General features: G+C 68.3%; 24 protein-coding genes. 2 read left to right on the forward strand and 22 right to left on the reverse strand.

The genetic code is table 11. The features are described from left to right. Nucleotides 1-41 precede the first annotated feature (41 nt). From atpD to AB0I59_RS14040, 13 genes are all read right to left on the reverse strand, one after another. Nucleotides 42-1,469, reverse strand: a complete 1,428-nt coding sequence (atpD, locus tag AB0I59_RS13980; protein WP_358132728.1) for a F0F1 ATP synthase subunit beta — start codon at nucleotides 1,467-1,469, stop codon at nucleotides 42-44. Between the two features lie 9 nt (nucleotides 1,470-1,478). Next, on the reverse strand, nucleotides 1,479-2,381 hold the full coding sequence (locus AB0I59_RS13985) for a F0F1 ATP synthase subunit gamma (protein WP_061254885.1): 903 nt from the start codon (nucleotides 2,379-2,381) through the stop codon (nucleotides 1,479-1,481). 3 nt (nucleotides 2,382-2,384) lie between these two features. Next, complete coding sequence (atpA, locus tag AB0I59_RS13990) at nucleotides 2,385-4,034, reverse strand: F0F1 ATP synthase subunit alpha (protein ID WP_061254886.1); 1,650 nt, start codon at nucleotides 4,032-4,034, stop codon at nucleotides 2,385-2,387. A gap of 23 nt (nucleotides 4,035-4,057) precedes the next feature. Further along, nucleotides 4,058-4,867, reverse strand: a complete 810-nt coding sequence (locus tag AB0I59_RS13995; RefSeq protein WP_358132730.1) for a F0F1 ATP synthase subunit delta — start codon at nucleotides 4,865-4,867, stop codon at nucleotides 4,058-4,060. Next, a complete protein-coding gene (locus tag AB0I59_RS14000; RefSeq protein WP_358132732.1) occupies nucleotides 4,867-5,412 on the reverse strand; it encodes a F0F1 ATP synthase subunit B in 546 nt (181 codons plus the stop codon). Before AB0I59_RS14000 ends, AB0I59_RS13995 begins: the two co-directional genes overlap by 1 nt. Before the next feature lie 29 nt (nucleotides 5,413-5,441). Further along, complete coding sequence (atpE, locus tag AB0I59_RS14005) at nucleotides 5,442-5,666, reverse strand: ATP synthase F0 subunit C (RefSeq protein ID WP_061254889.1); 225 nt, start codon at nucleotides 5,664-5,666, stop codon at nucleotides 5,442-5,444. 64 nt (nucleotides 5,667-5,730) lie between these two features. Further along, the gene (atpB, locus tag AB0I59_RS14010; RefSeq protein WP_061254890.1) at nucleotides 5,731-6,522 is read right to left on the reverse strand and encodes a F0F1 ATP synthase subunit A; all 792 of its coding nucleotides are present in this window, start codon (nucleotides 6,520-6,522) and stop codon (nucleotides 5,731-5,733) included. Between the two features lie 67 nt (nucleotides 6,523-6,589). Beyond that, entirely contained in the window at nucleotides 6,590-6,805 is a 216-nt protein-coding gene (locus tag AB0I59_RS14015) for a hypothetical protein (RefSeq protein ID WP_061255217.1), read from the reverse strand. Between the two features lie 78 nt (nucleotides 6,806-6,883). Then, nucleotides 6,884-7,306, reverse strand: coding sequence for a Cg1360 family ATP-synthase-associated protein (locus AB0I59_RS14020; RefSeq protein WP_061254891.1), 423 nt, complete (start codon nucleotides 7,304-7,306; stop codon nucleotides 6,884-6,886). A 132-nt stretch (nucleotides 7,307-7,438) separates the two neighbouring features. Next, on the reverse strand, nucleotides 7,439-8,710 hold the full coding sequence (locus AB0I59_RS14025; protein WP_082776760.1) for a glycosyltransferase family 4 protein: 1,272 nt from the start codon (nucleotides 8,708-8,710) through the stop codon (nucleotides 7,439-7,441). Between the two features lie 57 nt (nucleotides 8,711-8,767). After that, the gene (gene glyA, locus AB0I59_RS14030; protein WP_061254892.1) at nucleotides 8,768-10,033 is read right to left on the reverse strand and encodes a serine hydroxymethyltransferase; all 1,266 of its coding nucleotides are present in this window, start codon (nucleotides 10,031-10,033) and stop codon (nucleotides 8,768-8,770) included. 183 nt (nucleotides 10,034-10,216) lie between these two features. Next, nucleotides 10,217-10,381: a hypothetical protein gene (locus tag AB0I59_RS14035; protein WP_358132736.1), complete on the reverse strand. Its 165-nt coding sequence runs from the start codon at nucleotides 10,379-10,381 to the stop codon at nucleotides 10,217-10,219. Further along, nucleotides 10,382-11,425 carry a glycosyltransferase family 2 protein gene (locus AB0I59_RS14040; protein ID WP_358132738.1) on the reverse strand — a complete coding sequence of 348 codons (1,044 nt, stop codon included), beginning with the start codon at nucleotides 11,423-11,425 and terminating at the stop codon, nucleotides 10,382-10,384. It abuts the gene before it with no gap. 331 nt (nucleotides 11,426-11,756) lie between these two features. Here AB0I59_RS14040 and AB0I59_RS14045 point away from each other — a divergent pair, with 331 nt between their 5' ends. Continuing rightward, a complete protein-coding gene (locus tag AB0I59_RS14045) occupies nucleotides 11,757-12,338 on the forward strand; it encodes a class F sortase (protein ID WP_358132739.1) in 582 nt (193 codons plus the stop codon). 147 nt (nucleotides 12,339-12,485) lie between these two features. Here AB0I59_RS14045 and AB0I59_RS14050 read toward each other — a convergent pair whose 3' ends face one another. The 6 genes from AB0I59_RS14050 to rpmE form a co-directional block, all read right to left on the reverse strand. Next, nucleotides 12,486-12,872: a hypothetical protein gene (locus AB0I59_RS14050; protein WP_228636715.1), complete on the reverse strand. Its 387-nt coding sequence runs from the start codon at nucleotides 12,870-12,872 to the stop codon at nucleotides 12,486-12,488. Continuing rightward, nucleotides 12,869-14,776, reverse strand: coding sequence for a hypothetical protein (locus AB0I59_RS14055; RefSeq protein WP_358132741.1), 1,908 nt, complete (start codon nucleotides 14,774-14,776; stop codon nucleotides 12,869-12,871). Before AB0I59_RS14055 ends, AB0I59_RS14050 begins: the two co-directional genes overlap by 4 nt. A gap of 107 nt (nucleotides 14,777-14,883) precedes the next feature. Then, nucleotides 14,884-15,531 (reverse strand): L-threonylcarbamoyladenylate synthase, encoded by a 648-nt coding sequence (locus AB0I59_RS14060; RefSeq protein ID WP_061254896.1) that lies wholly within the window; start codon nucleotides 15,529-15,531, stop codon nucleotides 14,884-14,886. 31 nt (nucleotides 15,532-15,562) lie between these two features. Then, nucleotides 15,563-16,417 carry a peptide chain release factor N(5)-glutamine methyltransferase gene (prmC, locus tag AB0I59_RS14065; RefSeq protein ID WP_061254897.1) on the reverse strand — a complete coding sequence of 285 codons (855 nt, stop codon included), beginning with the start codon at nucleotides 16,415-16,417 and terminating at the stop codon, nucleotides 15,563-15,565. Between the two features lie 8 nt (nucleotides 16,418-16,425). Continuing rightward, entirely contained in the window at nucleotides 16,426-17,472 is a 1,047-nt protein-coding gene (prfA, locus tag AB0I59_RS14070) for a peptide chain release factor 1 (RefSeq protein ID WP_061254898.1), read from the reverse strand. A 119-nt stretch (nucleotides 17,473-17,591) separates the two neighbouring features. Continuing rightward, the gene (gene rpmE / locus AB0I59_RS14075) at nucleotides 17,592-17,813 is read right to left on the reverse strand and encodes a 50S ribosomal protein L31 (protein WP_061254899.1); all 222 of its coding nucleotides are present in this window, start codon (nucleotides 17,811-17,813) and stop codon (nucleotides 17,592-17,594) included. 649 nt (nucleotides 17,814-18,462) lie between these two features. On the opposite strand from rpmE, the gene AB0I59_RS14080 reads away from it, so the two are divergent. Beyond that, nucleotides 18,463-19,506: a hypothetical protein gene (locus AB0I59_RS14080; RefSeq protein WP_358132744.1), complete on the forward strand. Its 1,044-nt coding sequence runs from the start codon at nucleotides 18,463-18,465 to the stop codon at nucleotides 19,504-19,506. Between the two features lie 413 nt (nucleotides 19,507-19,919). On the opposite strand, the gene rho is transcribed toward AB0I59_RS14080, so the two are convergent. From rho to thrC, 3 genes are all read right to left on the reverse strand, one after another. Next, nucleotides 19,920-22,016: a transcription termination factor Rho gene (gene rho / locus AB0I59_RS14085; protein ID WP_358132746.1), complete on the reverse strand. Its 2,097-nt coding sequence runs from the start codon at nucleotides 22,014-22,016 to the stop codon at nucleotides 19,920-19,922. 368 nt (nucleotides 22,017-22,384) lie between these two features. Beyond that, the gene (gene thrB, locus AB0I59_RS14090; RefSeq protein WP_358132748.1) at nucleotides 22,385-23,332 is read right to left on the reverse strand and encodes a homoserine kinase; all 948 of its coding nucleotides are present in this window, start codon (nucleotides 23,330-23,332) and stop codon (nucleotides 22,385-22,387) included. Between the two features lie 128 nt (nucleotides 23,333-23,460). Then, complete coding sequence (gene thrC, locus AB0I59_RS14095; protein WP_061254903.1) at nucleotides 23,461-24,519, reverse strand: threonine synthase; 1,059 nt, start codon at nucleotides 24,517-24,519, stop codon at nucleotides 23,461-23,463. Between the last annotated feature and the right edge of the window lie 76 nt (nucleotides 24,520-24,595).

The raw sequence follows: 24,595 nt of genomic DNA on the forward strand, positions 1-24,595 counted from the left end.
CTGTACGGCTCACGCGGAGCCGTACAGGCGTCGGAGGCGTCTTAGCGCTCGAGTTCCTTCGCCTTCGCGATGGCCTGGTCGATGCCGCCCACCATGAAGAACGCCTGCTCGGGCAGGTGGTCGTACTCACCGGCGCAGAGGCCCTTGAAGGAGGCGATGGTCTCGTCCAGCGGCACGAACTCGCCCGGCTGGCCGGTGAACGCCTCGGCGGCGTACATCGGGTGCGAGAGGAACCGCTCGATACGGCGGGCCCGGTTGACCGTGACCCGGTCCTCCTCGGAGAGCTCGTCGATGCCCAGGATGGCGATGATGTCCTGCAGTTCCTTGTACTTCTGCAGGATCCGCTTGGTCTCCTGGGCCACCGCGTAGTGCTCGTCGCCGACGACCTGCGGGTCGAGGATCCGCGAGGAGGAGTCGAGCGGGTCCACCGCGGGGTAGATGCCCTTCTCCGAGATCGGACGGGAGAGCACCGTCTGGGCGTCGAGGTGCGCGAACGCGTTGTGCGGCGCCGGGTCGGTGATGTCGTCCGCGGGGACGTAGATCGCCTGCATGGAGGTGATCGAGTGACCGCGGGTCGAGGTGATGCGCTCCTGGAGGACACCCATCTCGTCGGCCAGGGTCGGCTGGTAACCCACCGCGGACGGCATACGGCCGAGCAGGGTGGACACCTCGGAGCCGGCCTGGGTGAACCGGAAGATGTTGTCGATGAAGAGCAGCACGTCCTGCTTCTGCACGTCGCGGAAGTACTCCGCCATGGTCAGAGCGGACAGGGCGACCCGGAGACGGGTGCCCGGCGGCTCGTCCATCTGGCCGAAGACGAGCGCCGTGTCCTTGAGGACGTTGGCCTCCTCCATCTCCAGCCAGAGGTCATTGCCCTCACGAGTGCGCTCGCCGACGCCCGCGAACACCGAGGTGCCCGAGAACTTCAGCGCGACGCGGCGGATCATCTCCTGGATCAGAACGGTCTTGCCGACGCCCGCGCCGCCGAACAGACCGATCTTGCCGCCCTTGACGTACGGCGTGAGCAGGTCGATGACCTTGATGCCGGTGGGCAGCATCTCGGTGCGCGACTCGAGCTGGTCGAACGCCGGGGACGGACGGTGGATGCCCCACTTCTCGGTGATCTGGAGCGACGCGGTCGGCACGTCCAGCGCCTCGCCGAGGGCGTTCCAGACGTGGCCCTTGACGACGTCGCCGACCGGCACCGAGATCGGCTTACCGGAGTCGGTCACCGCGGCGCCGCGCACGAGGCCGTCGGTGGGCTGCATGGAGATGGCCCGGACCAGGTTGTCACCCAGGTGCTGGGCGACCTCCATGGTCAGGGTCTTGGTCTCGTCGCCGACGGTGACGTCGACGTTCAGAGCGTTGTAGATGTCCGGCATCGCCTCGACGGGGAACTCCACGTCGACGACGGGACCCGTGACGCGCGCCACGCGACCAACGGTGGCCACGGCGGTCTCAACAGTCATTGTGGTTACTCACTCTTTCCCCGCTGCGGCGTCAGCGAGCGCGTTGGCGCCACCGACGATCTCGCTGATTTCCTGGGTGATCTCGGCCTGCCTCGCCTGGTTCATCTGCATGGTGAACACGCGGATGAGCTCGTTGGCGTTGTCGGTCGCCGACTTCATGGCCCGGCGACGCGAGGCCTCTTCCGACGCCGCGGACTGGAGCAGCGCGTTGAAGATGCGCGACTCCACGTACCGCGGCAGCAGCGAGTCGAGCACCTCTGCGGCGTTCGGCTCGAACTCGAAGTACGGCGGGATCGTGTCGGTGGACTCGGCCTCCGACTCGACGACCTCCAGCGGCAGGATGCGCCTGACCACGACGTTCTGCGTGAGCATCGAGACGAACTCGGTGGAGACGATGTGGATCTCGTCGATCCCGTTCTCCTCCTTGAACGACTCGATCAGCGTGTCGGCGATCGCCTTGGCGTCGGCGTACGACGGCCTGCGCGAGAAGCCCTCCCAGCGGCCGCCCATCTTGCGACTGCGGAAGGTGTGCCAGGTGACACCCTTGCGGCCGACGACGAACGGCACGGCGCGGATGCCGCGCTCCTCCAGGAGGCCGCGCAGGGCCTCCGCCTCACGGAGGATGTTGGCGTTGAAGCCGCCGCAGAACCCGCTGTCGCTGGTGACGATCAGCACGCCCGCGCTGGACGGCTTCTCCTTCTCGACGGTCAGCGGGTGATCGACGCTCGCCGTGTTGCTGACGACGCCGGACACCGCCCGCGTGATCTCCTGCTCGTACGGCACCGCCGCCTGCATGCGCTGCTGCGCCTTGACGATGCGCGACGACGCGATCAGCTCCTGCGCGCGGGTGATCTTCGCCGTGGACTTGACCGACTTGATCCGCCGCCGCAGCAATCTCAGCTGGGCACCCATGGGCTACTTCTTCTCGGTCTTGCGGACGTGCTTGACGATCTTCTCCTGGCCGACCTCTTCGGCCTCCAGGGCCTCGACCGGGACGTCCCTGACCAGCAGCTCACCCGACGAGGTGGTGAAGCCCTTCTTGAACTCCGTGATCGCGTCCTTGAGGACGGTGATCGTGTCGTCCGAGAGGTCCTTGGTCTCGCGGATGCTGTCGAACACACCCTTGGCCTGGCTGGACAGGTAGTCCAGGAACTCGCCCTCGAAGCGGCGGATGTCCTCGACCGGGACGTCGTCCAGCTCACCGGTGGTGCCGGCCCAGATGGAGACGACCTCCTTCTCGACCGGGAAGGGGCTGTACTGCGCCTGCTTGAGCAGCTCGACCAGGCGCTGGCCGCGCTCGAGCTGCGCCTTGGACGCGGCGTCGAGGTCGGACGCGAAGGCGGCGAAGGCCTCCAGGTCGCGGTACTGGGAGAGCGCCAGACGGAGCGTGCCGGCGACCTTCCGCATCGCCTTGCTCTGCGCCGAGCCACCGACTCGGGAGACCGACACACCGACGTTGATGGCGGGACGAACACCGGCGTTGAACAGGTCGGTCTCGAGGAAGACCTGGCCGTCGGTGATGGAGATGACGTTGGTCGGGATGAACGCCGACACGTCGTTGCCCTTGGTCTCGATGACCGGGAGACCGGTCATCGACCCGGCGCCCATGTCGTCGGAGAGCTTGGCGCAGCGCTCCAGCAGACGCGAGTGCAGGTAGAACACGTCACCGGGGTACGCCTCACGACCCGGCGGACGACGCAGCAGCAGCGACACGGCGCGGTAGGCGTCGGCCTGCTTGGTCAGGTCGTCGAAGACGATCAGGACGTGCTTGCCCTGGTACATCCAGTGCTGGCCGATGGCCGAACCGGTGTAGGGGGCGAGGTATTTGTAGCCCGCGGGGTCGGACGCCGGAGCGGCGACGATGGTGGTGTACTCCATCGCGCCCGCCTCCTCGAGGCGGCCCTTCACCTGGGCGATGGTGGAGCCCTTCTGGCCGACGGCGACGTAGACGCAGCGGACCTGCCGTGCCGGGTCGCCGGAGAGCCAGTTCTCCTTCTGGTTCAGGATGGTGTCCACGGCGATCGCGGTCTTGCCGGTGCCACGGTCACCGATGATCAGCTGGCGCTGGCCACGGCCGATCGCGGTCATGGCGTCGATCGCCTTGATGCCGGTGGCGAGGGACTCCTTGACCGGCTGGCGCTGCACGACCGACGGGGCCTGCAGCTCCAGGGCGCGGACACCCTCGGCCTCGATCGCGCCCTTGCCGTCCAGCGGGTTGCCCAGCGGGTCGACGACGCGGCCGAGGAAGTTGTCACCGACGGGAACGGAAAGGACCTCGCCGGTGCGGCGAACCTGCTGCCCTTCCTCGATCTTGCTGAAGTCGCCCAGGATAACGACACCGATCTCCCGGACGTCCAGGTTCAGTGCCAGGCCACGCGTGCCGTCCTCGAACTCGAGCAGCTCGTTCGCCATCGTCGAGGGCAGGCCGGAGACATGGGCGATGCCGTCGCCACAGTCGACGACGGTCCCGATCTCCTCGCGCGCGGCACCTTCCGGCTCGTACGCCTGGACGAAGCGCTCAAGCGCGTCCCGGATCTCGTCCGGCCGGATCGTAAGCTCCGCCATCTCTCTTCTGTCTCCCTATTCGCCTAGCCGGCCAACCGGCGGCGGACTTCTTCGATACGTCCAGCGATGGTGCTGTCGATCAGATCGTCACCGATCTGGACCGAGAACCCACCGAGCACCTTGGGATCCACCTCGACGTTCAGGTGGACGTCACGGCCGTACGTGTTGCTCAGCCAGGCGGCGAGGCGCTGCTTCTGGCCATCGCCGAGCGGTACGGCACAGCGCACCAGCCCGACCAGACGCTGCCGCTGCTGGGCGACGATCCAGCCGTACTCGTCGAGGCCTGCCTCCAGGCTACGTCCTCGCGGGTGTGCGGAAAGCTGCGTGACCAGGCGCAGGGTGGAGGGCGCGACCTTGTCCGCCAGCAGGCCGGCGAGCAGCTCCCGCTTACGCTCCCCCGAAACGGCGGCGTCGCTCAGCACGCGCCGCAGATCCGGGTTCGCCGCGAGGATGCGACCGAACCGGAACAGCTCGTCCTCGACGTCGTCGAGCCGACTCTGGCTCTCGGCCTCGGCCGCGCTGGCCACCACCGACAGCCGCTCCAGGGCGTCGGCGAGGTCACCGCTCCGCGACCACTTGGCCTCGACGGCCGCGACCGTCGTCTCCAGCGCGGGCTCGCTCACCTTGCCGGCCAGCAGCGCCCGTACGGCCTGGGCCTTCTGCTCGGCGGGACGTGAAGCGTCGGAGAAGCCGCGGCGCAGCCCGTGCTCGCGGTCGAACAGGTCGGCCACCGCGCTGAGCTCATCGGCCAGCGTGCCCAGGTCGGCGGACCCGGCCACGCTGTTGAACCGCTCTTCGACCTCTGCCAGCGAGGCCCTGCTCAGGCCGCGCATCAGCGGACCGCCTGCGACGTTCCCTCGAGCTCCTCAAGGAACCTGTCGACGACGCGCCGCTGGCGGGCCTCGTCCTCAAGGGATTCGCCCACGATGCGACCGGCGAGGTCGGTGGAGAGGCGGCCGATCTCACCGCGCAGCTGGGCGAAAGCCTGCTGGCGGTCGGCCTCGATCTGGGCGTGAGCGGCCTGGATGAGGCGGCGAGCCTCTTCCTGGGCCTCCTCGCGCAGCTCGGCCTTGATCTGGGCGCCCTGCTCGCGCGCCTCTTCCCGCAGCCGGGCCGCCTCCTGGCGGGCCTCGGCGAGCTGGGCGCGGTACTGCTCCAGCGTCCGCTGAGCCTCCGCCTGGGCGTCCTCGGCCTTCTTGATGCCGCCTTCGATCGCCTCGGTGCGCTCGTTCAGCGTCTTCTGGATGCGCGGCGTCAGGATCCTGCCGACGAAGATCAGGACGAAGAGGAACGCGAAGACGCCGACGACGAGTTCGTACAGGTGCGGCATGATCGGGCTGTTGCCCTCAGCCGCGAGAAGCGTAGCTGCCGCTTTCATGGATGCAGCCTTCCGTCAGGGGTCTTGCGTCAGCCGTAGATGAACGGCGCGACAAGACCGATCAGAGCGAGGGCCTCGACGAGAACGAAGCCGAGGAGCATGTTCTGCCGGATCAGGCCGTACGCCTCGGGCTGGCGCGCGATGGCCTGGAGGCCGTTGCCGAAGATGAGGCCGACGCCGATGCCGGGGCCAAGGGTGGCCAGGCCGTAACCGATGGCACCGATGTTGCCGGAGACCTCAGCGAGAACGCTCATTGCTTTTCCTTTACTGGACGGCCGGTGCAGGGTGTCACCGGTCTGGACTAGGCGGGAAGGGGTCTTAGTGCTCGGCGTGCAGGGAACCGCCGATGTACATGGCGGCGAGCAGCGCGAACAGGAAGGCCTGCAGGAACTGGATGAACAACTCGAAGCCGGTCATGGCGATCGTGAAGACGACACCCAGTACTCCCACCGGCGCTCCGAGCGGAGTCAGCTTCTCGAAGAGGAACCAGAAGCCGACCATGCTGAAGAACGCGAGGATGATGTGACCGGCGAACATGTTCGCGAACAGTCGCACCGCGTGCGTGAACGGGGCCACGATCATGTTGGAGAGGAACTCGATCGGGGCCAGCAGCACGTAGATCGGCTTGGGCAGCCCGGGCGGGAACATCATGTTCTTGAAGTAGCCGAGCGCGCCCTGGTGCTTCATGCCCAGGTAGATCTTCATGCCGTAGACCACCAGCGCCAGCACGGCGGGGAAGGCGATGTGCGCGGCGACCGGGAACTGCAGGACGGGCACGACGCCCATCAGGTTCCAGATCCAGACCAGGAAGAAAAGGCTGAGCAGCAGGCCCATGTAGCGGTCGGCGTCCTTGCCCAGGAACGGGCGTGCCACCTGATCCCGCACGAACATGTAGCCGTACTCGCCGATGTTCTGCACGCCCCGCGGCACCAGCTTGGGATTGCCGAAGGCCGACCAGCAGAAGCCGACGACCACCAGTGAGCTCAGGATCGCGAGAAGGACCGGCTTCGTCAGCCAGAAGGGCGCCCCCGCCCAGAGTGTGGGGAAGTCGAACAGTTCAAGCCCCGGGGCCTTGAACTCGTCGGCGGCGAGAACCGTCAGCGCGCTCACGCGGCGTTCCCTTCAACGTGGTGATGGATCAGAATGGCTTGCCCAGAGGGGTGACCGTCAGCTGAGTTCAGCGACCGTACTTCACGTAGACGAGGTAGATCGCGAGCACTACCCCGGTGAGGATGCCTATGGGAATGAAGGCATGCACGCCAGTCCAGCGGCTCAGCAACCAGCCGGAGCCGCCCCAGATAATCATTCCCGAGATCAGATAGCTGGGAATCGACCAGGCGGCGTTGGCGAAGTCGCGGCCGTCCTGTTCGGGGCTGCGCTCCATTTCGCTCATCGCGGGCACGACGATAGCAGGCGAGGAGCGGACTAGTCATATCGGACTGCTCCATGAGCATGGTCACGGGGAGCATGGTCACGGGTGTCCCTGCCCGGAGATCCGGGCCTCGGGCTCGACGTAGAGCAGTTTCAGCTTCATGAAGCCGCGCATCTCACCCACGGTCCAGGCGACGGTGCAGGCGACGACGGTCAGCGCGAACGCGCGCGGGTGGAAAGCGGTGGCGCTCTCGAATGCCTTCAGCAGGGCGATGATGAGCAGGACCTTCACGGCATAGGTCGCGACCGCGGCCATCATCATCATCGCGGGCGAGATCCGCCCCGCCCAGGAGACCGCGGCCAGGCCGACGGTGAAGAAGACACCGACCAGCGCGATGCCGATGAGTGCGCCGAACGCGCCCTGAAGTCCGGCGAAGATCACCGCGACGACCACGGCGACCAGGCCCACCGCGAGGGTGGGGATGGCGGCGCCCTTGAGCACGCGCACGTCGTTGGCCTGCATCGGAACTCCATCAACCGGTTGTCAAGCGAGCGATTGCTTCCTTAGGGATTCCAGCATATGAAACCCCTGCTAGTGAAAGCTATCACAAGCTCGGCGGGGGCTGCCTTTACCTGCCTGTTCGTCGGCAGGTGTTCACAGTGTCGTCGCCCGCGCGCGTGTCGTGGCGCTCGCGGCCGCCGTACCCGGGTCGGACGGATCCGTGGTTCCGAGCCCGGAGGCGTGACCACCCGGAAGGTGCGCGCCTCCCTGCCCCGGTTCGCCCTTGTCACGCGCGCGCTTGTCGCGCCGCCCGCCCTTGCGCGACCTCCATCGCGGCGAGGCCATCATGATCAGTACGGCGATCGCCAGCACCACGGTCAGCGGGAACACGATCAGCGGAACGCCGCCGATCGACAGGCCGACCAGCGTGAACGAGAACAGGAACGTCCAGCCGTACATGATCAGGACGCTGCGGCGCTGCGAGTGGCCGATGTCGAGCAGGCGATGGTGCAGATGGCCGCGGTCGGGCGCGAACGGCGACAGGCCGGCGGACGTCCTGCGGACCACCGCCATGACCAGATCGAGCAGCGGAAGGATCATGACCGCGATCGGCAGCAGGAGTGGCAGCACGACCGGGAACTTGTTCATCCGGTCGATGGCGCCGGAGTCGACCGACGAGATGATGGTGATCAGCGAGGTGGCGAGGAGCATCCCGATCAGCATCGCCCCGGTGTCGCCCATGAAGATCTTGGCCGGGTTGAAGTTGTGGGGCAGGAAGCCCAGGCACATCCCGATAAGGATCGCCGCGATGGCCGCCGTCACGTTGATGCGGGATCCGCTGCTGTCCTGGGAGAGCGCGATGGAGTAGGCGAAGGTCGCGAGCGCGGCGATCCCCACGATGCCCGCGGCCAGGCCGTCCAGGCCGTCCACGAAGTTGACCGCGTTGATCACGACCACCACGATCATGATCGTGATGATCGTGCGTAGGTTGGGGTCGAGCCCGGTCGAGCCACCCATGTCCTTGGGCAGCGGCAGCCAGGGCAGGTACATCCCGAAGTAGACGAGGAGGCCGCCCGCCGCGACCTGCCCACCGAGCTTGACCAGCGCGTCCATGCCGAGCCAGTCGTCCAGGAAACCGGTCAGCACGATCACCCCGCCCGCGACGAGCAGGGCCGTCACCGTCTGCCCCGCCTGACCGGTGGCGAGCGCGCCCCCGACGTAGGGCAGATGTGTCGCGAGTAACAGCCCGGCGGCCATCCCGCCGAACATCGCCAGGCCGCCCAGTCTCGGGATCGGCACCTTGTGCACGTCCCGCTCCCGCACCTCCGGGGCCGCGCCGATGCGCAGTGCGAACACCCGGACCGGAGGCACCAGCAGGTAGGTGACCGCGGCCGTGACGAGCGCCAGGAGCAGATATTCGCGCACGGACCTAGTTTCTCGCTTGGGCGGACCAGTTGTGACGGGAAAACGTCGCGAAACGCCTCATTCGCCGGGATAAGCCGGATGCGTGGCGGTCAGCGCCCTTACCCGTTCGATCACTGACGTTATAGCACCAGGGTTGCACACGGCTTGCACGACAGCGGAAGCGATCTCTTTCATCTCCCCCGGCCCCATCCCCTGGGTCGTCACGCACGCGGTGCCCACTCTGATGCCGGAGGTGATCGTGGGCGGTTCCGGGTCGTACGGGATGGCGTTGCGGTTGAGCGTGATCGCCGCCTCCTCACAGCGGCCCTCCGCCTCCGCGCCGGTGACGCCGGCCCCGCGCACGTCGAGCAGCACCAGGTGGGTGTCCGTGCCGCCCGACACCGGGCGCAACCCCTCGGTGGCGACGGCCTCGGCGAAGGCCGCGGCGTTCTCCACCACCGCCGCGGCGTACGTGCGGAACTCCGGCCGCAGCGCCTCGCCGAACGCGACCGCCTTCGCCGCCACGGAGTGCATCAGCGGGCCGCTCTGCGAGAACGGGAACACCGCGCGGTCGATCCTGGCCGCCAGCTCGGCGGTGCAGAGGATCGCGCCGCCGCGCGGCCCCCGCAGCGTCTTGTGCGTCGTGAACGTCACCACGTCGGCGTACGGCACGGCGGACGGAACGGCCTCCCCCGCCATCAGCCCGATCGTGTGCGCGGCGTCCACGAGCAGCCAGGCGCCGGTCTCGTCGGCGATCCCGCGGAACGCCGCGTAGTCGATCAGCCTGGAGTAGGTCGCCGCGCCACAGATGATCATTTTCGGCCGGTGCATGAGCGCGAGGTCGCGCACCTCGTCGTAGTCGATGAGCTCGTTGTCCCTGCGCACGCCGTAGGCGACGACGTCGAACCACCTGCCGGAGAAGTTGACCTTGGAACCGTGGGTCAGGTGGCCGCCGTGCGAGAGCGCCATCGCGAGCACGGTGTCGCCCGGCCGCAGCAGGGCCGCGTAGGCCGCGAAGTTCGCCGACGCCCCGGTGTGCGGCTGGACGTTGGCGTGGTCGGCGCGGAACAGCTTCTTCGCCCGGTCGATCGCGAGCCGTTCGGCCTGGTCGACCACCTCGCAGCCGCCGTAGTACCGGTGGCCGGGATAGCCCTCGGCGTACTTGTTGGTGAGCGTCGAGCCGAGGGCCGCCATCACGGCGGGCGAGGTGAAGTTCTCGCCCGCGATGAGCTGGAGCCCGCCGCGCAGCCGGGCGACCTCGTCCAGAAGCAGTTGGGCGACCTCCGGATCCTGCCGCTCCAGCCGGGAGAAGTCGGGGCCGTAGAACGGTTGTGTCTCATTCATAAACCGGGCTCACATCCCAGGGGTGACCGTTCTCCCAATGTAAGCCCGGCAATGCGCGCCACCAGGGTCTCCATCGGGCTTTACGCAAGCTGTACCAAATATCACCGAAATGTCGGCGGAGTATCGAGGATTCCCGCGAGGAGGCCGGTTGGCGGCACGCGAACGCGTATTACCGCATGCCGATCACGCCTGCCGCTTCGGGATGATCCGCTTGATGGCGACCGCCGCGGAGACCAGGGTGAACGCGCCCAGAGCGACCCAGAAAGCGTTCCATCCGAGGAACGGAGCGGACAGCGCGGCACCCCCGAAACCCGCCGCGACACCGCCGATGGGTGGATTGTTGTACATTTACCATTTCCTTTCTCTACGCCATGCGGCGTCCCAGAAGGCTTTCGCCTGAGCGACCTGAAGAAACACGTCGAAAACCATCTCCACGAGCAGGAGGCTCGCGATCGCCATCTGCGCGACGCCCCTGCTCTTCACCGTCACGATCCGCTCGATCATGAAGATGACGGTGATTCCCAGCCACAGGGGATGGATCACCAGCCCACCCGCGACGGCGATCGACCAGACCGTCGCACCCAGATACGCGAAGATCACGATGATGCCGACGAGCGACAGCAACTGCCGCCCCCAGTAGGGCAGGGTCACCCGCGTCCAGCCGTAGTCCGTGAGGTTCTCCAGCGCGCCGCGCTTCCACCTGAGGCGCTGCTTGAAGAGGTCCTGCCAGGTCTCCATGACCTCGGTGGTGAGCGTGCACTCCGCCGGACAGAGGATCCGGAACCTCAGATGCAACAGGGCCAGGGTCAACTCGTTGTCCTCGGTGAGGACGCGCACGTCGTACACCTGGTCGCGGCCGGGGAGTCGGCCGGTGCGCCGGGCCCTGACGACCTCCTTGAGCGCGAGGGCGCGGAACAGCGTCGCCGTGCCGGTCAGTACGAGGGCCTTGCCCTGGAGCCTGCTGACGTCCCTGGCGTAGCGCGCGTACTCGTTCCGCTGGAACATCCCCACGACGCCGCCTCCGGGCTTGCCGGTGAACGTACCGCCGATCGCGGCCAGTTTCCCCGTCGCCAGCCTCGCCACCGCGTGGTCGATGAATCCGGGGTGCAGCGCCGAATCCGCGTCCATGACCAGCACCGCGTGCCCGCCGCCGAGACGCGGCAGCAGCACCTCCAGAACCTGGTTGAGCGCGCCGGCCTTCTTGTGGCGGTTGCCCACCGTCCTGATCACCTCGGCGCCGTGCGACCTCGCGATCTCCTCCGTCGCGTCGGTGCAGTTGTCGGCGATCACGATGATCCTGTCGGGCTTGCGCCGCTGCCGGTGGAGCGACTGGATCGTCTCGCCGATCTGCCCCTCCTCGTTGTGCGCGGGGACGAGCACGGTGACCCGCATCGACGAGGGCGCCAGCGGGGGAAGGTCCCGTCGTCCGTCCGTCCCGTCGGAGGACCGATGACGTCCACCCGGGCGGGCATGCGCCCGCGGCCCGGCCTCGGGGCTCCGCAGGCGTCGCATCTCATGGGGCACACGCCGGATTCCCGCCCGAACCATCACTGACCGTCCTGGACAAACGATTTAGATCGGTCCATACGGTATCAAAGGTAGATTTGGGGTTTATGGGACGGGTGGTGAATCTGACGTGAAACCAATGAAAAACGATCAAAACCGACGAAGTGGGGTAGGCCGGCCGCTCGCCGTGGTCGTCGCCGTCCTGGGCCTCCTCACGGTGGCCGCCGTCACTGTGTTCACGCTCGACCGGTCCTCCGGCGCCGCGCCGGTGCCTCCTGCTCCACCCGCGAGCGCGGCCACACCGGACGCGGAACCCACGCCCTCGACCGCCCCTGCGATGGCGCCCGCGTCCCCTGTGCTGCTGGAGATTCCCAGGATCGGCGTGCGTACGGGTCTCATGACGCTCGGGAAGAATCCGGACGGCACCCTGGAGGTTCCGCCGCTCTCCCGTGTGGACGAGGCGGGCTGGTATCGGCTCGGTCCTTCTCCGGGAGCGACCGGTCCCGCCGTGATCGTGGGACACGTCGACTCGAAGCAGGGCCCGGGGGTCTTCTTCCGGCTCGGTGACCTACGGCCGGGCGACAGGGTGAAAGTGTCACGACAGGACGGGACCGTCGCGACATTCCAGTTGGATTCACTGGAAAGTGCGCCAAAGGATCACTTCCCGACATCCCGGGTGTACGGAATGACCGACTTCCCGGCGCTGCGACTGATCACCTGCGGTGGGACGTTCGACCGCGGAAGCGGCCACTATCTCGACAATGTGATCGTTTACGCGCACCTCGTGTCAGCGAAGTGACCCACGGTCGGGACGGCGGCCACGCGCGGGCCCGCGCGGTGCGGTCCGCGCCTCAAAGCGGCCCGCGGAGCTTCCGGCACGATCTTCCGAATCCGATCCGCGGGTGTGCGATGGGTGCGTCCAGGGCGGTTCTGACCTGGGGCCGTATCAGGAGAACGCGCGCGGCGTTTTGACACCGCCCGGTATCCACCGCGGCGTGTCGGCCGCCTGGTCGCTGATCGCGGTCAGCACGGCCTGGCGATACATCGCCAGGCGGTTGCGCCACTCCCCCACATCGTCCACGTAGCGTTTCGCCACCGGAGCGTCCCAGACGTCGTTGCTCCGCGCCATCTCGTACGGCTTGTCGAGGGACCGGGTGAGCTGCTCCATCATCGGCAGGACCTGGAGCCAGAGATCGACGAGCCGCTGGTACTCGGGGTTGAACACCCACGTCGTCTGCTGCCCACCCGGTGTCAGCAGGTCGGTGCTCGACGGTGCCGGCGGCGTCTCGCCCGGCTGGAGCGGAACCGGCGCGGGCGGATCCCCATAGATCACGTCTTGCCTCCACTGGTGTCGACACTCGCCGCGCGTACGGACTCCGGCGTGCCGGGTATGGCGTCTCCGCCACCCGTGGCGAACGGATCCTCCGTGACGTTGTCCTCCGCCGTTCCCACGTAGTCGCCGAGAGGATCTCCGGGAGCGAGCCCTTCCTGGCGTACGGTCTGCTTGATCGGCTCCAACGGCTCGACGAATCCCGGCGGTCCGTCAGGATGCGGCCCGGGCGCCGTACCGGACGCGCCTTGAGCCGCGGTCCCGCCCGTTCCCCCGGTGCCCGCCGCTGCCCCGGACGTTCCCGCCGTACCGGCGCCCGTGGTACCCGTTGCGGCATGCCCGGTGGTGGGCTGGACCTGCACCGCGCTTCCGTCCACCGAAGCGAGGGACACGTCGCCGACGTGGTTCATCGGAGTGGAGACGACCTTCACGCCGTCCACCACGATCACCTGACGCCCGACCGTCTGGTCTATGTCGTCGGGATGATCCTTCCGAGGGGTGTCGATGATCTGGGAATCGTCCGTCGGAAGGCCCGGGTTGCCCGCCCCCGAGGTCACCTGACCACCACCAGCGCCCGTCGTGGCGTCACCAGTCGTTACGGCACCCGTCGCCGCACCGGTCGTGGCGTCACCAGTCGTTACGGCACCCGTGGCAGCACCGGCCGCAGTCGACCCGGTGGAGGCACCCCCCGCAACGTCTCCAGCCACCCCAGCAGCCGAACCGCCCGACACACCACCCGTCGCAGCACCCGACGTGGCGTCGCCGGTCGTGCCGACGATCGAACTTCCCCACGAGTCACCTGGCGCGACAGAGGCCGAGCCGCTTGCCGCACCGGACAGATCACCGGAAGGCACCGGACCCGTGGCCGCCGCCGTCCCACCGTAGGATGCCGTGCTCACACCACCTGTGGCTCCGCCCGTCGTACCGGTGGACGCGACCGTAGATGCACCATCGGTCGTGCCGGTGGACGCTGTCCCCGTTGAAACGGTGGTCGTTCCGTTGACGACATCACCGGAAGCACCACCGGACACGCCGCCAGGCGTGCTGCCGGATGTGCCATCGGAGCCGCCAGGCGTGCTGCCGGACGTGCCGGTGGAGGTGCCGGTGGACGTGCCGGTGGAGATCTGGCTTCCCTCGGCGCCGTTCCATGTGTCGTAGACCGCGTCCGGATGCGGGTTGTCGACCGCCGACTTCGGCGTCGTCCCTGCGGAGGTGTCCCGGTGGAGATCATTGGACGCCACGTCCACCCGGACGGGCTCGTCGACGGGCTTGCCTCCGGATCCCTTGTCGTCGCCGGAGGAACCGCTGGTCTTCGGCGTGTGTTCCTTGGACTTCTCGCCGTCCTTGCCGGGGTTGTCCGCGCCGCCCCTGCCGTCCGTCTCCCTGACGTTCGTTCCGTCACCGGACGCCTTGCCACCGGCCGCCTTGGACTTGTCGTCCTTCGCCGGGTCGTCGGCCGGTCTCGTGGTGTCGCGCTCATCGCCGGAGCCCTTGGCTCCGCCCTGGTCCGAGGACTTGGCCTTCTTCTGGTCCGCGTCGTCGGTCGTGCCGTGCGCGCCCTTGCCCGAATGCGATTCCTTTGGCTTGTCGTCCTTCGCCGGGTCGTCGGCCGGCTTCGTGGTGTCGCGCTCACCACCGGAGGGCGACGACGACGGGGGCTTGCTCGCCCCGGCCGACTGCTTCTCCTTCTTCTCCAGGAGGACGAGGCGGGAGGTCACGTCCTTCACCATGGTCCCGCAGGCGTCCGCCACCTGGGCGGGCCGGTGCGTCGTCTGTACGGCGACGCCTGCCGCGCGGGTGAGCCGGGTGACCTGGGCATCGATGGCGTCCATCTGCTTCGCAGCCTGCCCGACGTGGGCGAGCAGTTCGCGTACCAGCTTCGGATCCATCCCGTCCAGCTTGGCCATGGGCACGCCTCCACGAAGACATCGGCGCACTTACCGTAACCGTGACGTTAGTCCGACATGGCGTTGATAGCCAGACGGCATGATTGACCCGGTTTGCTGGCCTTGAGTCAGTCTCCGGTGGCGATGTAACTGACGACGCCCCGCAACTTGTCAGCGGGGATCGCGCCCTTGCGCAGCACCCGGGGCACCGCGCTGGTCAGGTCCACGATCGTGGAGGGCACGTCGTCGGCGCACTTGCCGCCGTCGAGGTAGACGGCGACGGACTCGCCGAGCTGCGCCTCGGCCTCCTCCGCGGTCGTCGCGGGCGCGGCGCCGGAGCGGTTGGCGCTCGACACCGCCATGGGGCCCGTCTCCTTGAGCAGGTCCAGCGCCACCGCGTGCAGCGGCATCCGGACGGCGACGGTTCCCTTGGTGTCGCCGAGATCCCACGACAACGAGCGGTTGGCCCGGCAGATCAGCGTCAGCGGACCGGGCCAGAAGGCATCCACCAGGTCCTGACCGTAGGGGCCGAGGTCCTCCACCAGCGCGGTCGCCGCGCGTACGGTGCCGACGAGCACGGGGACCGGCATGTCACGGCCGCGTCCCTTGGCCTCAAGCAGCGCGGCCACCGCCGAGGGGGTGAAGGCGTCGGCGCCGATGCCGTAGACCGTGTCCGTCGGCAGGACCACCAGTTCGCCTCGCCGTACGACCGACGCGGCGTCGATCAGCCCAGAGGTGCGCTCACCCTGGTTCGCGCAGTCATAGCGCCTGCTCATGCGTCCCATCCTTCCACGTACGGCACGGCTCTCAGTCCTGCCCGAGGCGCGCGGTGACGAAGCGGTCCCGTCCTGTGAGGTCCTGCCGCAGCCGCACGTCACGCCAGCCGTTGTCCTCGGAGAACAGCCAGTACACCGGGTTTCCCTGCTGGTCGGCGTGCTCCACGGCGACGAACCCGCCCGGCCGCAGCAGCCGCCGTGCCGTGCGCTCGACCGCTCTGACCTCGTCCAGGCCGTCCTCTCCCGAACCGTACAGGGCGCGGGAGGGGTCGTAGTCACGGACCTCGGGGTCGCGCGGGATGGCCCCCGGCGGGATGTACGGCGGATTGGAGATCACCAGATCGACCTTGCCGTTCAGCTCCCGCAGGCAGTCGGTGAGGTCCTCCGGATGGAGCATGGTCCTGCCCTGGCCGTGCTCCAGGATGTTCCGCCTGGCCCAGCCGTACGCCACGGGGTCGATCTCGACGGCGTGCACCTGGGCGAGCGCCACCTCCTGTGCGATCGACAGCGCGATGGCGCCGGATCCGGTGCCGAGGTCGACCACGACGGGAGACGCGACGTCCATCTCGCGCAGCCTGTCGATCGCCCAACCGGCCACGACTTCGGTCTCCGGGCGCGGCACGAACACTCCCGGACCCACTTCGAGGGAGAGATAGCGGAAGTAGGCCCGGCCGGTGATGTGCTGCAGCGGCTCACGGGCCTCCCTGCGCGCGATGCCCTCCCAGAAGAGGGCGTCGAAGTCCGCGTCCTTGACGGTGTGCAGCTTGCCGCGCGGCACGCCGTGCACAAAGGCCGCGATCTCCTCGGCGTCGGTACGCGGTGACGGCACGCCCGCCTCGGCGAGCCGGGCGGTGGCGAGTGCGATCTCGTCAAGCAGGAAGGTCATGGGTCCACTTACGAATGGGCGGCGAGCTTTTCCGCCAGTTCGGCGTCGAGCAATGCCTGTATCACCGCGTCCAGATCCCCGTCCAGGACTTGGTCGAGGTTATAGGCCTTGAAGCCCACCCGATGGTCGGAAATGCGATTCTCAGGGAAGTTGTACGTGCGGACCCGCTCGGAACGGTCGACCGTACGCACCTGGGATTTCCGCTCGGCCATGGCCGCCGCCTCGGCCTCTTCCTGGGCCATCGCGAGCAGCCGGGCCCGCAGGATGCGCATCGCCGACTCCTTGTTCTGGAGCTGGCTCTTCTCGTTCTGGCAGGAGACGACCACACCCGTCGGGAGGTGGGTGATCCGGACGGCGGAGTCGGTCGTGTTGACGCTCTGCCCTCCGGGACCGCTCGACCGGAACACGTCGATCCGCAGGTCGTTCGGGTCGATCTGGACGTCCACGTCCTCGGCCTCGGGATAGACGAGCACGCCGGCCGCCGAGGTGTGGATGCGGCCCTGGGACTCGGTCACCGGGACGCGCTGGACGCGGTGGACGCCGCCCTCGAACTTGAGGCGGGCCCAGACGCCCTCCTTGCCCTTGATCGCGACGGTGACGTCCTTGTAGCCGCCGAGGTCGGAGTGCTGGGAGTCGATGATCTCGGTCTTGTATCCGGCGCGCTCGGCGTATCGCAGGTACATCCGGAGGAGGTCGCCGGCGAACAGGGCCGACTCCTGGCCGCCCTCACCCGCCTTGATCTCCATGATGATGTCCTTGTCGTCGTTCGGGTCGCGCGGGACGAGGAGGTGCGTCAGCCGCTCCTCCAGGCCCGGGATGCGGCCTTCCAGCTCCGACGCCTCGTCGGCGAACGCCGCGTCCTCGGCCGCCAGTTCCCGTGCCGCCGCGAGGTCCTCACGGACGCCCTCAAGCTCGCGGTACGTCGTGACGATGGGTGTGAGCGTCGCGTAGCGCTTGCCGTACGTCCGCGCCTTCGCCTGGTCGGCGTGCACGGAGGGATCGGCGAGCTTCAACTCCAGATCCGCGTACTCACTGATGATCTCGTCGAGATTCACCGCGCGCTCCTTTCCTTGGGGCGGCTATCGGGACATGGCCTCCATCACGAAGAACGCCGACCCGGGCACGCCTCGGTCGAATTCGACAGAGGCGCGTCCGAGCCGGCGTCCGTGCAGAGCTACTGGCTCTTCTGGGCCTTCTTCCCGAAGCGCGCCTCGAAGCGCGCCACCCGGCCGCCCGTGTCGAGGATCTTCTGCTTGCCCGTGTAGAACGGGTGGCAGGCGGAGCAGACGTCGGCGTGGATGACACCGTTCTTGGCGGTGCTGCGGGTGGTGAAGCTGTTCCCGCAGGTGCAGGTCACCTGGGTGACGACGTAGTCCGGGTGAATCTCGGCCTTCATTGTTCAGTCCTAACGCTAGGCGCGGTCGCCGGGTCGCTTGTTCACCGTGCAGGATCGCCCGTGCAGGCTTACGCGCGTCGGGCACACTCGGGACGCGCGCGCGGGAACCGGTACCGCTGCGGTTCGGCTACCAGTGTGCCAGATCGAGAAACCCCTCAAGGCCGCCGCCTATTCCCGGCGTATCCGCGTGCCGCCCGGTGGGCCTCGGCGCACTGCGCGGGCCGCCCTTCTCGTCTCGTCACGCGGCCTCGGCCGTCCCCGGAATGCCGGGCCCCGTACGAGAGGGGGCGGATGTGTCCTATGCCACTCTTGGCGACTGAAGATCGGTTTCTCATGCCCTTCCCGGAATGCCGCGACAGGCCGTCCGGGGATGTGGATCAACGACCGACTTCCCAGGTCACAGCACACAACACAACAATCCGGAACATCGCGGAAAGCGCCCGGTAAATGGGGAGCTACTTCTCGATCCGGGTGGACGAGTCACACAGGCCCCACTAGGCTCCGGTGTTCAAACCCGACTTTTCCCTCAATTTTACCAATGTAAGGGGTATCCATGAGGAAGAGCCTGCGGCTTGCAGTAGCGGCCGCAACGGGGGCAGCACTCTTCGCTACCGGTGCGGCCATCACCGTAGCCTCCCCCGCAAACGCTGTGTCCGCTGTTGCCCTTCGAGCGGCCGGCGACATCTCGGATCTGAAGGTCGGCGGCGACCTGTTCATCCCGCCCACCGGCAGTGACAAGATCACCTTCTCCTTCACCATCGCCAACCCCTATGAGGAGACCGGCGACAAGAAGGGTGAGGCGAAGTACAAGGTCTGGGCCCGGTTCACCACCGACTCCTCGGCCACGTCCCCGGCCTGGAAGTCCGGTGACGTCACCCAGCTTTCGAAGAACAGCGAGACCAACCCGCCCGACAAGGCGGCGATGACCGGCTCGATCTCCATCTCCTCCAGCGACAAGCCTGGGGACAAGTGGAAGCTCCAGCTCGCCCGCACCTTGGCCAGCGCGACCTCCGCCCCGGCTGAGAGTGCGACCGACTGGAGCGACGCGGTCACGTTCGAGGTCAAGGCCGCTACCCGTGTCAACGGGGCGAGCGTCTCTCCGAACCCCGTCAAGCTGAAGTCGGGTTCGGAAGTCGACGTCTTCGTGGCGTTCGAGCTGGAGAAGTCCGGCGACGAGAAGGTCACCGACGTCCGGCTCGAGAGCAAGAGCTACGACGACTACTACTCGCTCGGCACCGGCATGGAGTCGGACGGCAAGTCGTACCACGACTCGGCCGCCTTCGACTACAGCACCTCGACCGGCGCCTGGCAGCTGAAGATCACGGTCACCCGTGGTTCGAAGACCTACAGCTTCGTCAAGGGCTTCGAGGTCTCGAAGACCGGCTCGTCCAAGGCCAAGTCGAAGGTCAAGCTGTCCGTCTCGCCGTCCAAGGTGAAGAAGGGCAAGACCGTCAAGCTGTACGGCAAGGCCTACCGCGGCTCCGCCGGCTGGGGCAAGAAGATCATGAAGCTCTACTTCAAGAAGAAGGGCTCCTCGAAGTGGTCGTTCGTCGGCTACGTCGGCTCCACCTCGACCGGTAAGTTCAGCAAGACCGTCAAGCCGAAGTACACCGGCTACTGGCGTCTGGCGGCCACGGGTACCAGCAAGACCTACGGCTCCTACTCCAACTACAAGCTGGTGACGGTCAAGTAGCACTCAGGGGTTTCTGCACGTCTCGCGTCACCAACCCCTGGCGCAATTCGTACAGCACCAGGAAGGGCCCGCATGGTTCACACCGTGCGGGCCTTTTTTCATGTCCGGCGGTCGGATGTCCGGAAGCGAGAAGCGAGGCCCGATCGGGACGGCGCCGCCTGTCGTGGTCGCTCGCGGGGCTCGCGGTCCTCGCGGCCTCCGTGGTCGAGACCATGGCCGTGATCCGGCGTCCGGCGTCCTGGACACCGCGGCGAGCGTCCACAGCCGCGCGTGTCCTGACGCGTCCCCGCTACCGCGACAGACCCGCATGCCGCCCGTACGCGAGTCGTCGGACGCGGCGCCGTCCGTACCGGGCGCGCGCAGGGAAACGCCCCGGGTGGTGAACCACCCGGGGCGTCTCGCCGTACAGGAACTCAGTCGCGGTCGTTGCTGACCGTCGTCTTCTGCACCTGGAGCAGGAACTCGGCGTTGGACTTGGTCTCCCGCATCTTCTCCAGCAGGAGCTCGAGAGCCTGCTGCATGTCGAGGGCGTGGAGCACGCGCCGCAGCTTCCAGACGATCTGGAGCTCGTCCTTCGACATGAGGATCTCCTCCTTGCGGGTGCCGGACGCGTCGACGTCCACCGCGGGGAAGATCCGCTTGTCGGCGAGGGACCGGTTGAGCTTGAGCTCCATGTTTCCGGTGCCCTTGAACTCCTCGAAGATGACCTCGTCCATCTTGGAGCCGGTCTCGACCAGCGCCGTGGCGAGGATCGTCAGGGAGCCGCCGTTCTCGATGTTGCGGGCGGCACCGAAGAAGCGCTTCGGCGGGTACAGCGCGGTGGAGTCCACACCACCGGACAGGATGCGGCCCGACGCGGGCGCGGCCAGGTTGTAGGCGCGGCCCAGACGGGTGATCGAGTCCAGCAGCACGACGACGTCGTGGCCGAGCTCCACCAGACGCTTGGCCCGCTCGATGGCGAGCTCGGCGACCGTGGTGTGGTCCTCGGCGGGACGGTCGAAGGTCGAGTGGATGACCTCGCCCTTGACCGACCGCTGCATGTCGGTGACCTCTTCCGGACGCTCGTCGACGAGGACGACCATCAGGTGGCACTCGGGGTTGTTGCGCGTGATCGCGTTGGCGATCGACTGCAGCACCATCGTCTTACCGGCCTTCGGCGGCGAGACGATCAGACCACGCTGGCCCTTGCCGATCGGCGAGACCAGGTCGATGATCCGCGTGGTGAGGACGTTCGGCTCGGTCTCCAGACGCAGGCGCTCCTGCGGGTAGAGCGGCGTGAGCTTGTTGAAGTCGGGCCGCTGACGGGCCTGCTCCGGCTCCATGCCGTTGACCGTGTCGAGGCGGACGAGCGCGTTGAACTTCTCGCGCCGCTCGCCCTCGCGCGGCTGCCGGACGGCGCCGGTGACGACGTCGCCCTTGCGCAGGCCGTTGCGGCGGATCTGCGCCAGCGACACGTACACGTCGTTCGCGCCGGGCAGGTAGCCGCTGGTGCGCACGAACGCGTAGTTGTCGAGGATGTCCAGGATGCCGGCGATCGGGATGAGGACGTCGTCCTCGCTGATCACGGGCTCGTTGCTGTCGAAGCGGTCGCGGCCACGGCGGTTGCGCTCGCGGAACCGGCCGCGACGCCCACGAGCGTCGTCGCCCTGGTCGCCGCCGCGGCTGTCACCGCGATCGCCACGGCTGTCACCGCGGTCACCACGGCTGTCGCCACGGTCACCACGGCTGTCGCCACGGTCACCGCGGCTCTCGCCCCGGCTGTCACCACGGTCACCGCGGTCGCCACGGCTGTCGCGGCTGTCGCCCCGGCCGTCGCGGCCATCACGTCCGTCGCGGCCCTGCTGGTCGCGGCCACGCGTCTGACCGTCGCCCGCGTCCGCGGCCCGCTGGTCCGTACGGCTGTCGCGGTCGCCGGAACGCTCGGCCGAGCGGTCGCGGTCGCCGGAACGCTCGCGCCGGTCGCCGCGGCCGCGCCGCTCACGGCGGTCGGACCGCTCGCCCCGGGCGTCGCCACGGGTCTCACCCTGGGCGTCGCCCTGGGGCTCGGTGGTGGCGAGGACGTCGGCACCGGCGGAGGCGCCGGTCGAGTTGGTGGCGGGAGCGGCGGCGGGAGCGCTGTCCACGCGCTCGACGGCGGGCTGCTCCTCGCGGGTCTCCACAACGGGAGCGGCGGGCGCGACGGGCTCGGCGGGCGCGGCGGCGGCGCGGGAACGTTCCCTGCGGCCTCGAGCGGGGCGTTCCGCGACGGCGACCGGCGCCTCGGCGGCCGGCTTCGGCTCCGCCTGCGCCTCTCCCGTCACTCCCTGCTTCTCCTGGATGGCCGCGATGAGCTGGCTCTTGCGCATCCGCCCGATCCCGCTGATGCCGAGACCGGTGGCCATGGCCTGCAGCTCGGGCAGCACCATGCCGGCCAGGCCGGTGCCGGAGCGACGACGCGGTCGAGCCGGAGCAGTGGTGGGGGTGTCGCCGGCGGCCTGGCCGTCGGAGAGGAGTTCGGTGGTGTCGCTCAACTAAGGGTCCTTCCCAGGGGTCGGGCACCGGACTCGTGCGTCCTGGTGTCCCGGTGGTGCGACCCGGCGGGACAGACCGGGTCGGGCTTCGCGAATCTCAGGTGTTGATGACGCTCCGGACTCGCGAGCTGCCAGATGTCGAAGTGGTTCGAACGCGCATGCCTCCGAGAACCCCACCTCTCGTCACGCCGAACGGGGCAACGGGAGGAAACGGTTTCGGGAAAATCGCCCTGCCCGCGTCGAAGGACGCGGAGCGAAGTGCAGCGATGTGCGAATGACAAGCACGCACCCAACACGGGGGCACCTGGTGCGGCTATCAGCCTAACATCACCAGCGCACACAGCTATTCCCTGGAGGTCGAAGAGGCATCAGCGTGTCTCGGGAAACTGAACGCCCGCACCATTCAGGTCGACGTTCAACGGCTGGATGAGCCAGTCCGTACCCACTTCTGGTGCGATCAAATCCTCGGTGTCCGATGTGGAAAACGCAAGGACCGTCGGACCCGCTCCCGAGACGACCGCGGGAACTCCCGCGGCGCGCAGCCGTCGTACCAGGTCGGCGGTCCGCGGCATTGCGGGCGCGCGATAGTCCTGGTGGAGGCGGTCTTCGGTGGCGGCGAGAAGCAGGCCGGATTCCGGCATCCGGGTCAGCGCCGCGATGAGCAGCGCCGCCCGCCCCGCGTTGACGGCGGCGTCGGCGTGCGGGACGTCCTTCGGCAGGAGTCCGCGCGCCTCCTCCGTCGACAACCGGAAGGCCGGGATCAACACGACCGGCCGGATGTCGCCGTGCGGGGCGAGCTTCACCATACGTGCTGTTCCGGACTGCTCGGTCCACGCGATGGTCAGCCCGCCCGCGAGGCACGGCGCCACGTTGTCCGGATGGCCTTCCAGCTCCGTGGCCAGCGCGAACGCCTCGTCATCCGACATGGTCGGCGGCTCCGCCGGGGCGCCGGCCGTACCGGCGACGGCGGGTGCGAGCGCACGCGCGGCGAGGATGCCGGCGCAGATGGCGGCGGAGGACGAGCCGAGCCCGCGCGCGTGCGGGATGCGGTTGCGGCAGCGGAGGGCGATGCCGGCGGGCTGCGGGACGCCGATGCGGTCGAACGTGGCCCGCATGGTCTTGATGATCAGATGGCCCTCGCCCGCGTCCAGCTCTCCCTCGCCCTGGCCCTCGACCTCGATGGTCACGCCGTCGCCGGTGAGCGCGGCCTCGACCTCGTCGTACAGGTCGAGCGCGATGCCGAGGGTGTCGAATCCGGGCCCGAGGTTGGCGCTCGTCGCCGGAACCCGGACGAGGACGCTGTTGCTAGCGGTCATTCATCACCAGAATCCACTACATGATCAGGACGGGATCGGCGCCGGCCGGGCGGCCGTACCGGCGCCGGGTGCGCGACGGGGAACGGCGCGGGCCGGAGAGCCGGCGCCGTTCCGGTGGTCGCGCGGGGTCAGGCGAGTTCGAGCGCGGTGGCCGCGGCGTAGGCGTCGACGGGGATCGTCACCGGAGCGGGAGCGCCGGAGATCGCCCAGTCGGGGTCCTTGAGGCCGTTGCCGGTCACCGTGCAGACGACGCGCTGGCCCGGGGTGAGCAGCCCCTGCTCGTGGGCCTGCAGCAGGCCCGCGACGCTCGCCGCCGACGCGAGTTCGACGAAGACGCCCTCGCTCTGCGCGAGCAGCTTGTACGCCGAGGCGATCTGGCGGTCGGTCACCGCCTGGATGTCGCCGCCGGACTCGTCCCGCGCGGCCTCGGCGAGCTTCCAGGAGGCGGGGTTGCCGATCCTGATCGCGGTCGCGATGGTGTGCGGGTGGGTCACCGGCGCGCCGCCGACGATGGGCGCGGCGCCGCTCGCCTGGAAGCCGAGCATCCGCGGCGTCCTGGTCGCGATGCCGTCCGCGGCGTACTCCTTGTAGCCCATCCAGTACGCCGAGATGTTGCCGGCGTTGCCGACGGGGATGCAGTGGACGTCGGGCGCGTCACCGAGAGTGTCGACGATCTCGAACGCGGCCGTCTTCTGGCCCTGCAGGCGGTACGGGTTGACCGAGTTGACCAGCGCGATGGGGTAGTTCTCGGCGAGCTTCCTGGTCATCTCGAGGCAGTCGTCGAACGAGCCCTCGACCTGGAGCAGCCGGGCCCCGTGGACGAGCGCCTGGGCCAGCTTGCCCATGGCGATCTTGCCGCGCGGGACGAGCACCGCGCAGGTCAGCCCGGCGCGTACGGCATAGGCGGCGGCGGAGGCGCTGGTGTTCCCCGTGGAGGCGCAGATCACCGCCTGGGCGCCGTCCTCCACGGCCTTGCTGATGGCCATGGTCATGCCACGGTCCTTGAAGCTGCCGGTCGGGTTGAGCCCCTCGACCTTGAGATAGACGTCGCAGCCGGTCAGCTCGGAGACGCGCCTGGCGGGCACGAGCGGCGTGCCGCCCTCGAGCAGGGTGACCACGGGCGTCGTAGTGGTCACCGGAAGCCGGTCACGGTACTCCTCGATGAGGCCACGCCAAGCCCTGGTCATGATCGCTCCTTCTACGCGGGCTCCGTCACACGGGCCCACCTGCGGTATCAGCCATCGAGTTTACGGCCAACCGCTC

The sequence above is a fragment of the Microtetraspora glauca genome (genome assembly GCF_040656155.1).
Classification (GTDB): domain Bacteria; phylum Actinomycetota; class Actinomycetes; order Streptosporangiales; family Streptosporangiaceae; genus Microtetraspora; species Microtetraspora glauca.

Bases quoted from the DNA above. Each gene is read 5' to 3' on its own strand.
- atpD (WP_358132728.1), bottom strand. From the start codon at position 1,469: ATGACTGTTGAGACCGCCGTGGCCACCGTTGGTCGCGTGGCGCGCGTC.
- AB0I59_RS13985 (WP_061254885.1), bottom strand. From the start codon at position 2,381: ATGGGTGCCCAGCTGAGATTGCTGCGGCGGCGGATCAAGTCGGTCAAG.
- atpA (WP_061254886.1), bottom strand. From the start codon at position 4,034: ATGGCGGAGCTTACGATCCGGCCGGACGAGATCCGGGACGCGCTTGAG.
- AB0I59_RS13995 (WP_358132730.1), bottom strand. From the start codon at position 4,867: ATGCGCGGCCTGAGCAGGGCCTCGCTGGCAGAGGTCGAAGAGCGGTTC.
- AB0I59_RS14000 (WP_358132732.1), bottom strand. From the start codon at position 5,412: ATGAAAGCGGCAGCTACGCTTCTCGCGGCTGAGGGCAACAGCCCGATC.
- atpE (WP_061254889.1), bottom strand. From the start codon at position 5,666: ATGAGCGTTCTCGCTGAGGTCTCCGGCAACATCGGTGCCATCGGTTAC.
- AB0I59_RS14015 (WP_061255217.1), bottom strand. From the start codon at position 6,805: ATGAGCGAAATGGAGCGCAGCCCCGAACAGGACGGCCGCGACTTCGCC.
- AB0I59_RS14020 (WP_061254891.1), bottom strand. From the start codon at position 7,306: ATGCAGGCCAACGACGTGCGCGTGCTCAAGGGCGCCGCCATCCCCACC.
- glyA (WP_061254892.1), bottom strand. From the start codon at position 10,033: ATGAATGAGACACAACCGTTCTACGGCCCCGACTTCTCCCGGCTGGAG.
- AB0I59_RS14035 (WP_358132736.1), bottom strand. From the start codon at position 10,381: ATGTACAACAATCCACCCATCGGCGGTGTCGCGGCGGGTTTCGGGGGT.
- AB0I59_RS14040 (WP_358132738.1), bottom strand. From the start codon at position 11,425: ATGCGGGTCACCGTGCTCGTCCCCGCGCACAACGAGGAGGGGCAGATC.
- AB0I59_RS14055 (WP_358132741.1), bottom strand. From the start codon at position 14,776: ATGGCCAAGCTGGACGGGATGGATCCGAAGCTGGTACGCGAACTGCTC.
- AB0I59_RS14060 (WP_061254896.1), bottom strand. From the start codon at position 15,531: ATGAGCAGGCGCTATGACTGCGCGAACCAGGGTGAGCGCACCTCTGGG.
- prmC (WP_061254897.1), bottom strand. From the start codon at position 16,417: ATGACCTTCCTGCTTGACGAGATCGCACTCGCCACCGCCCGGCTCGCC.
- rpmE (WP_061254899.1), bottom strand. From the start codon at position 17,813: ATGAAGGCCGAGATTCACCCGGACTACGTCGTCACCCAGGTGACCTGC.
- thrB (WP_358132748.1), bottom strand. From the start codon at position 23,332: ATGACCGCTAGCAACAGCGTCCTCGTCCGGGTTCCGGCGACGAGCGCC.
- thrC (WP_061254903.1), bottom strand. From the start codon at position 24,519: ATGACCAGGGCTTGGCGTGGCCTCATCGAGGAGTACCGTGACCGGCTT.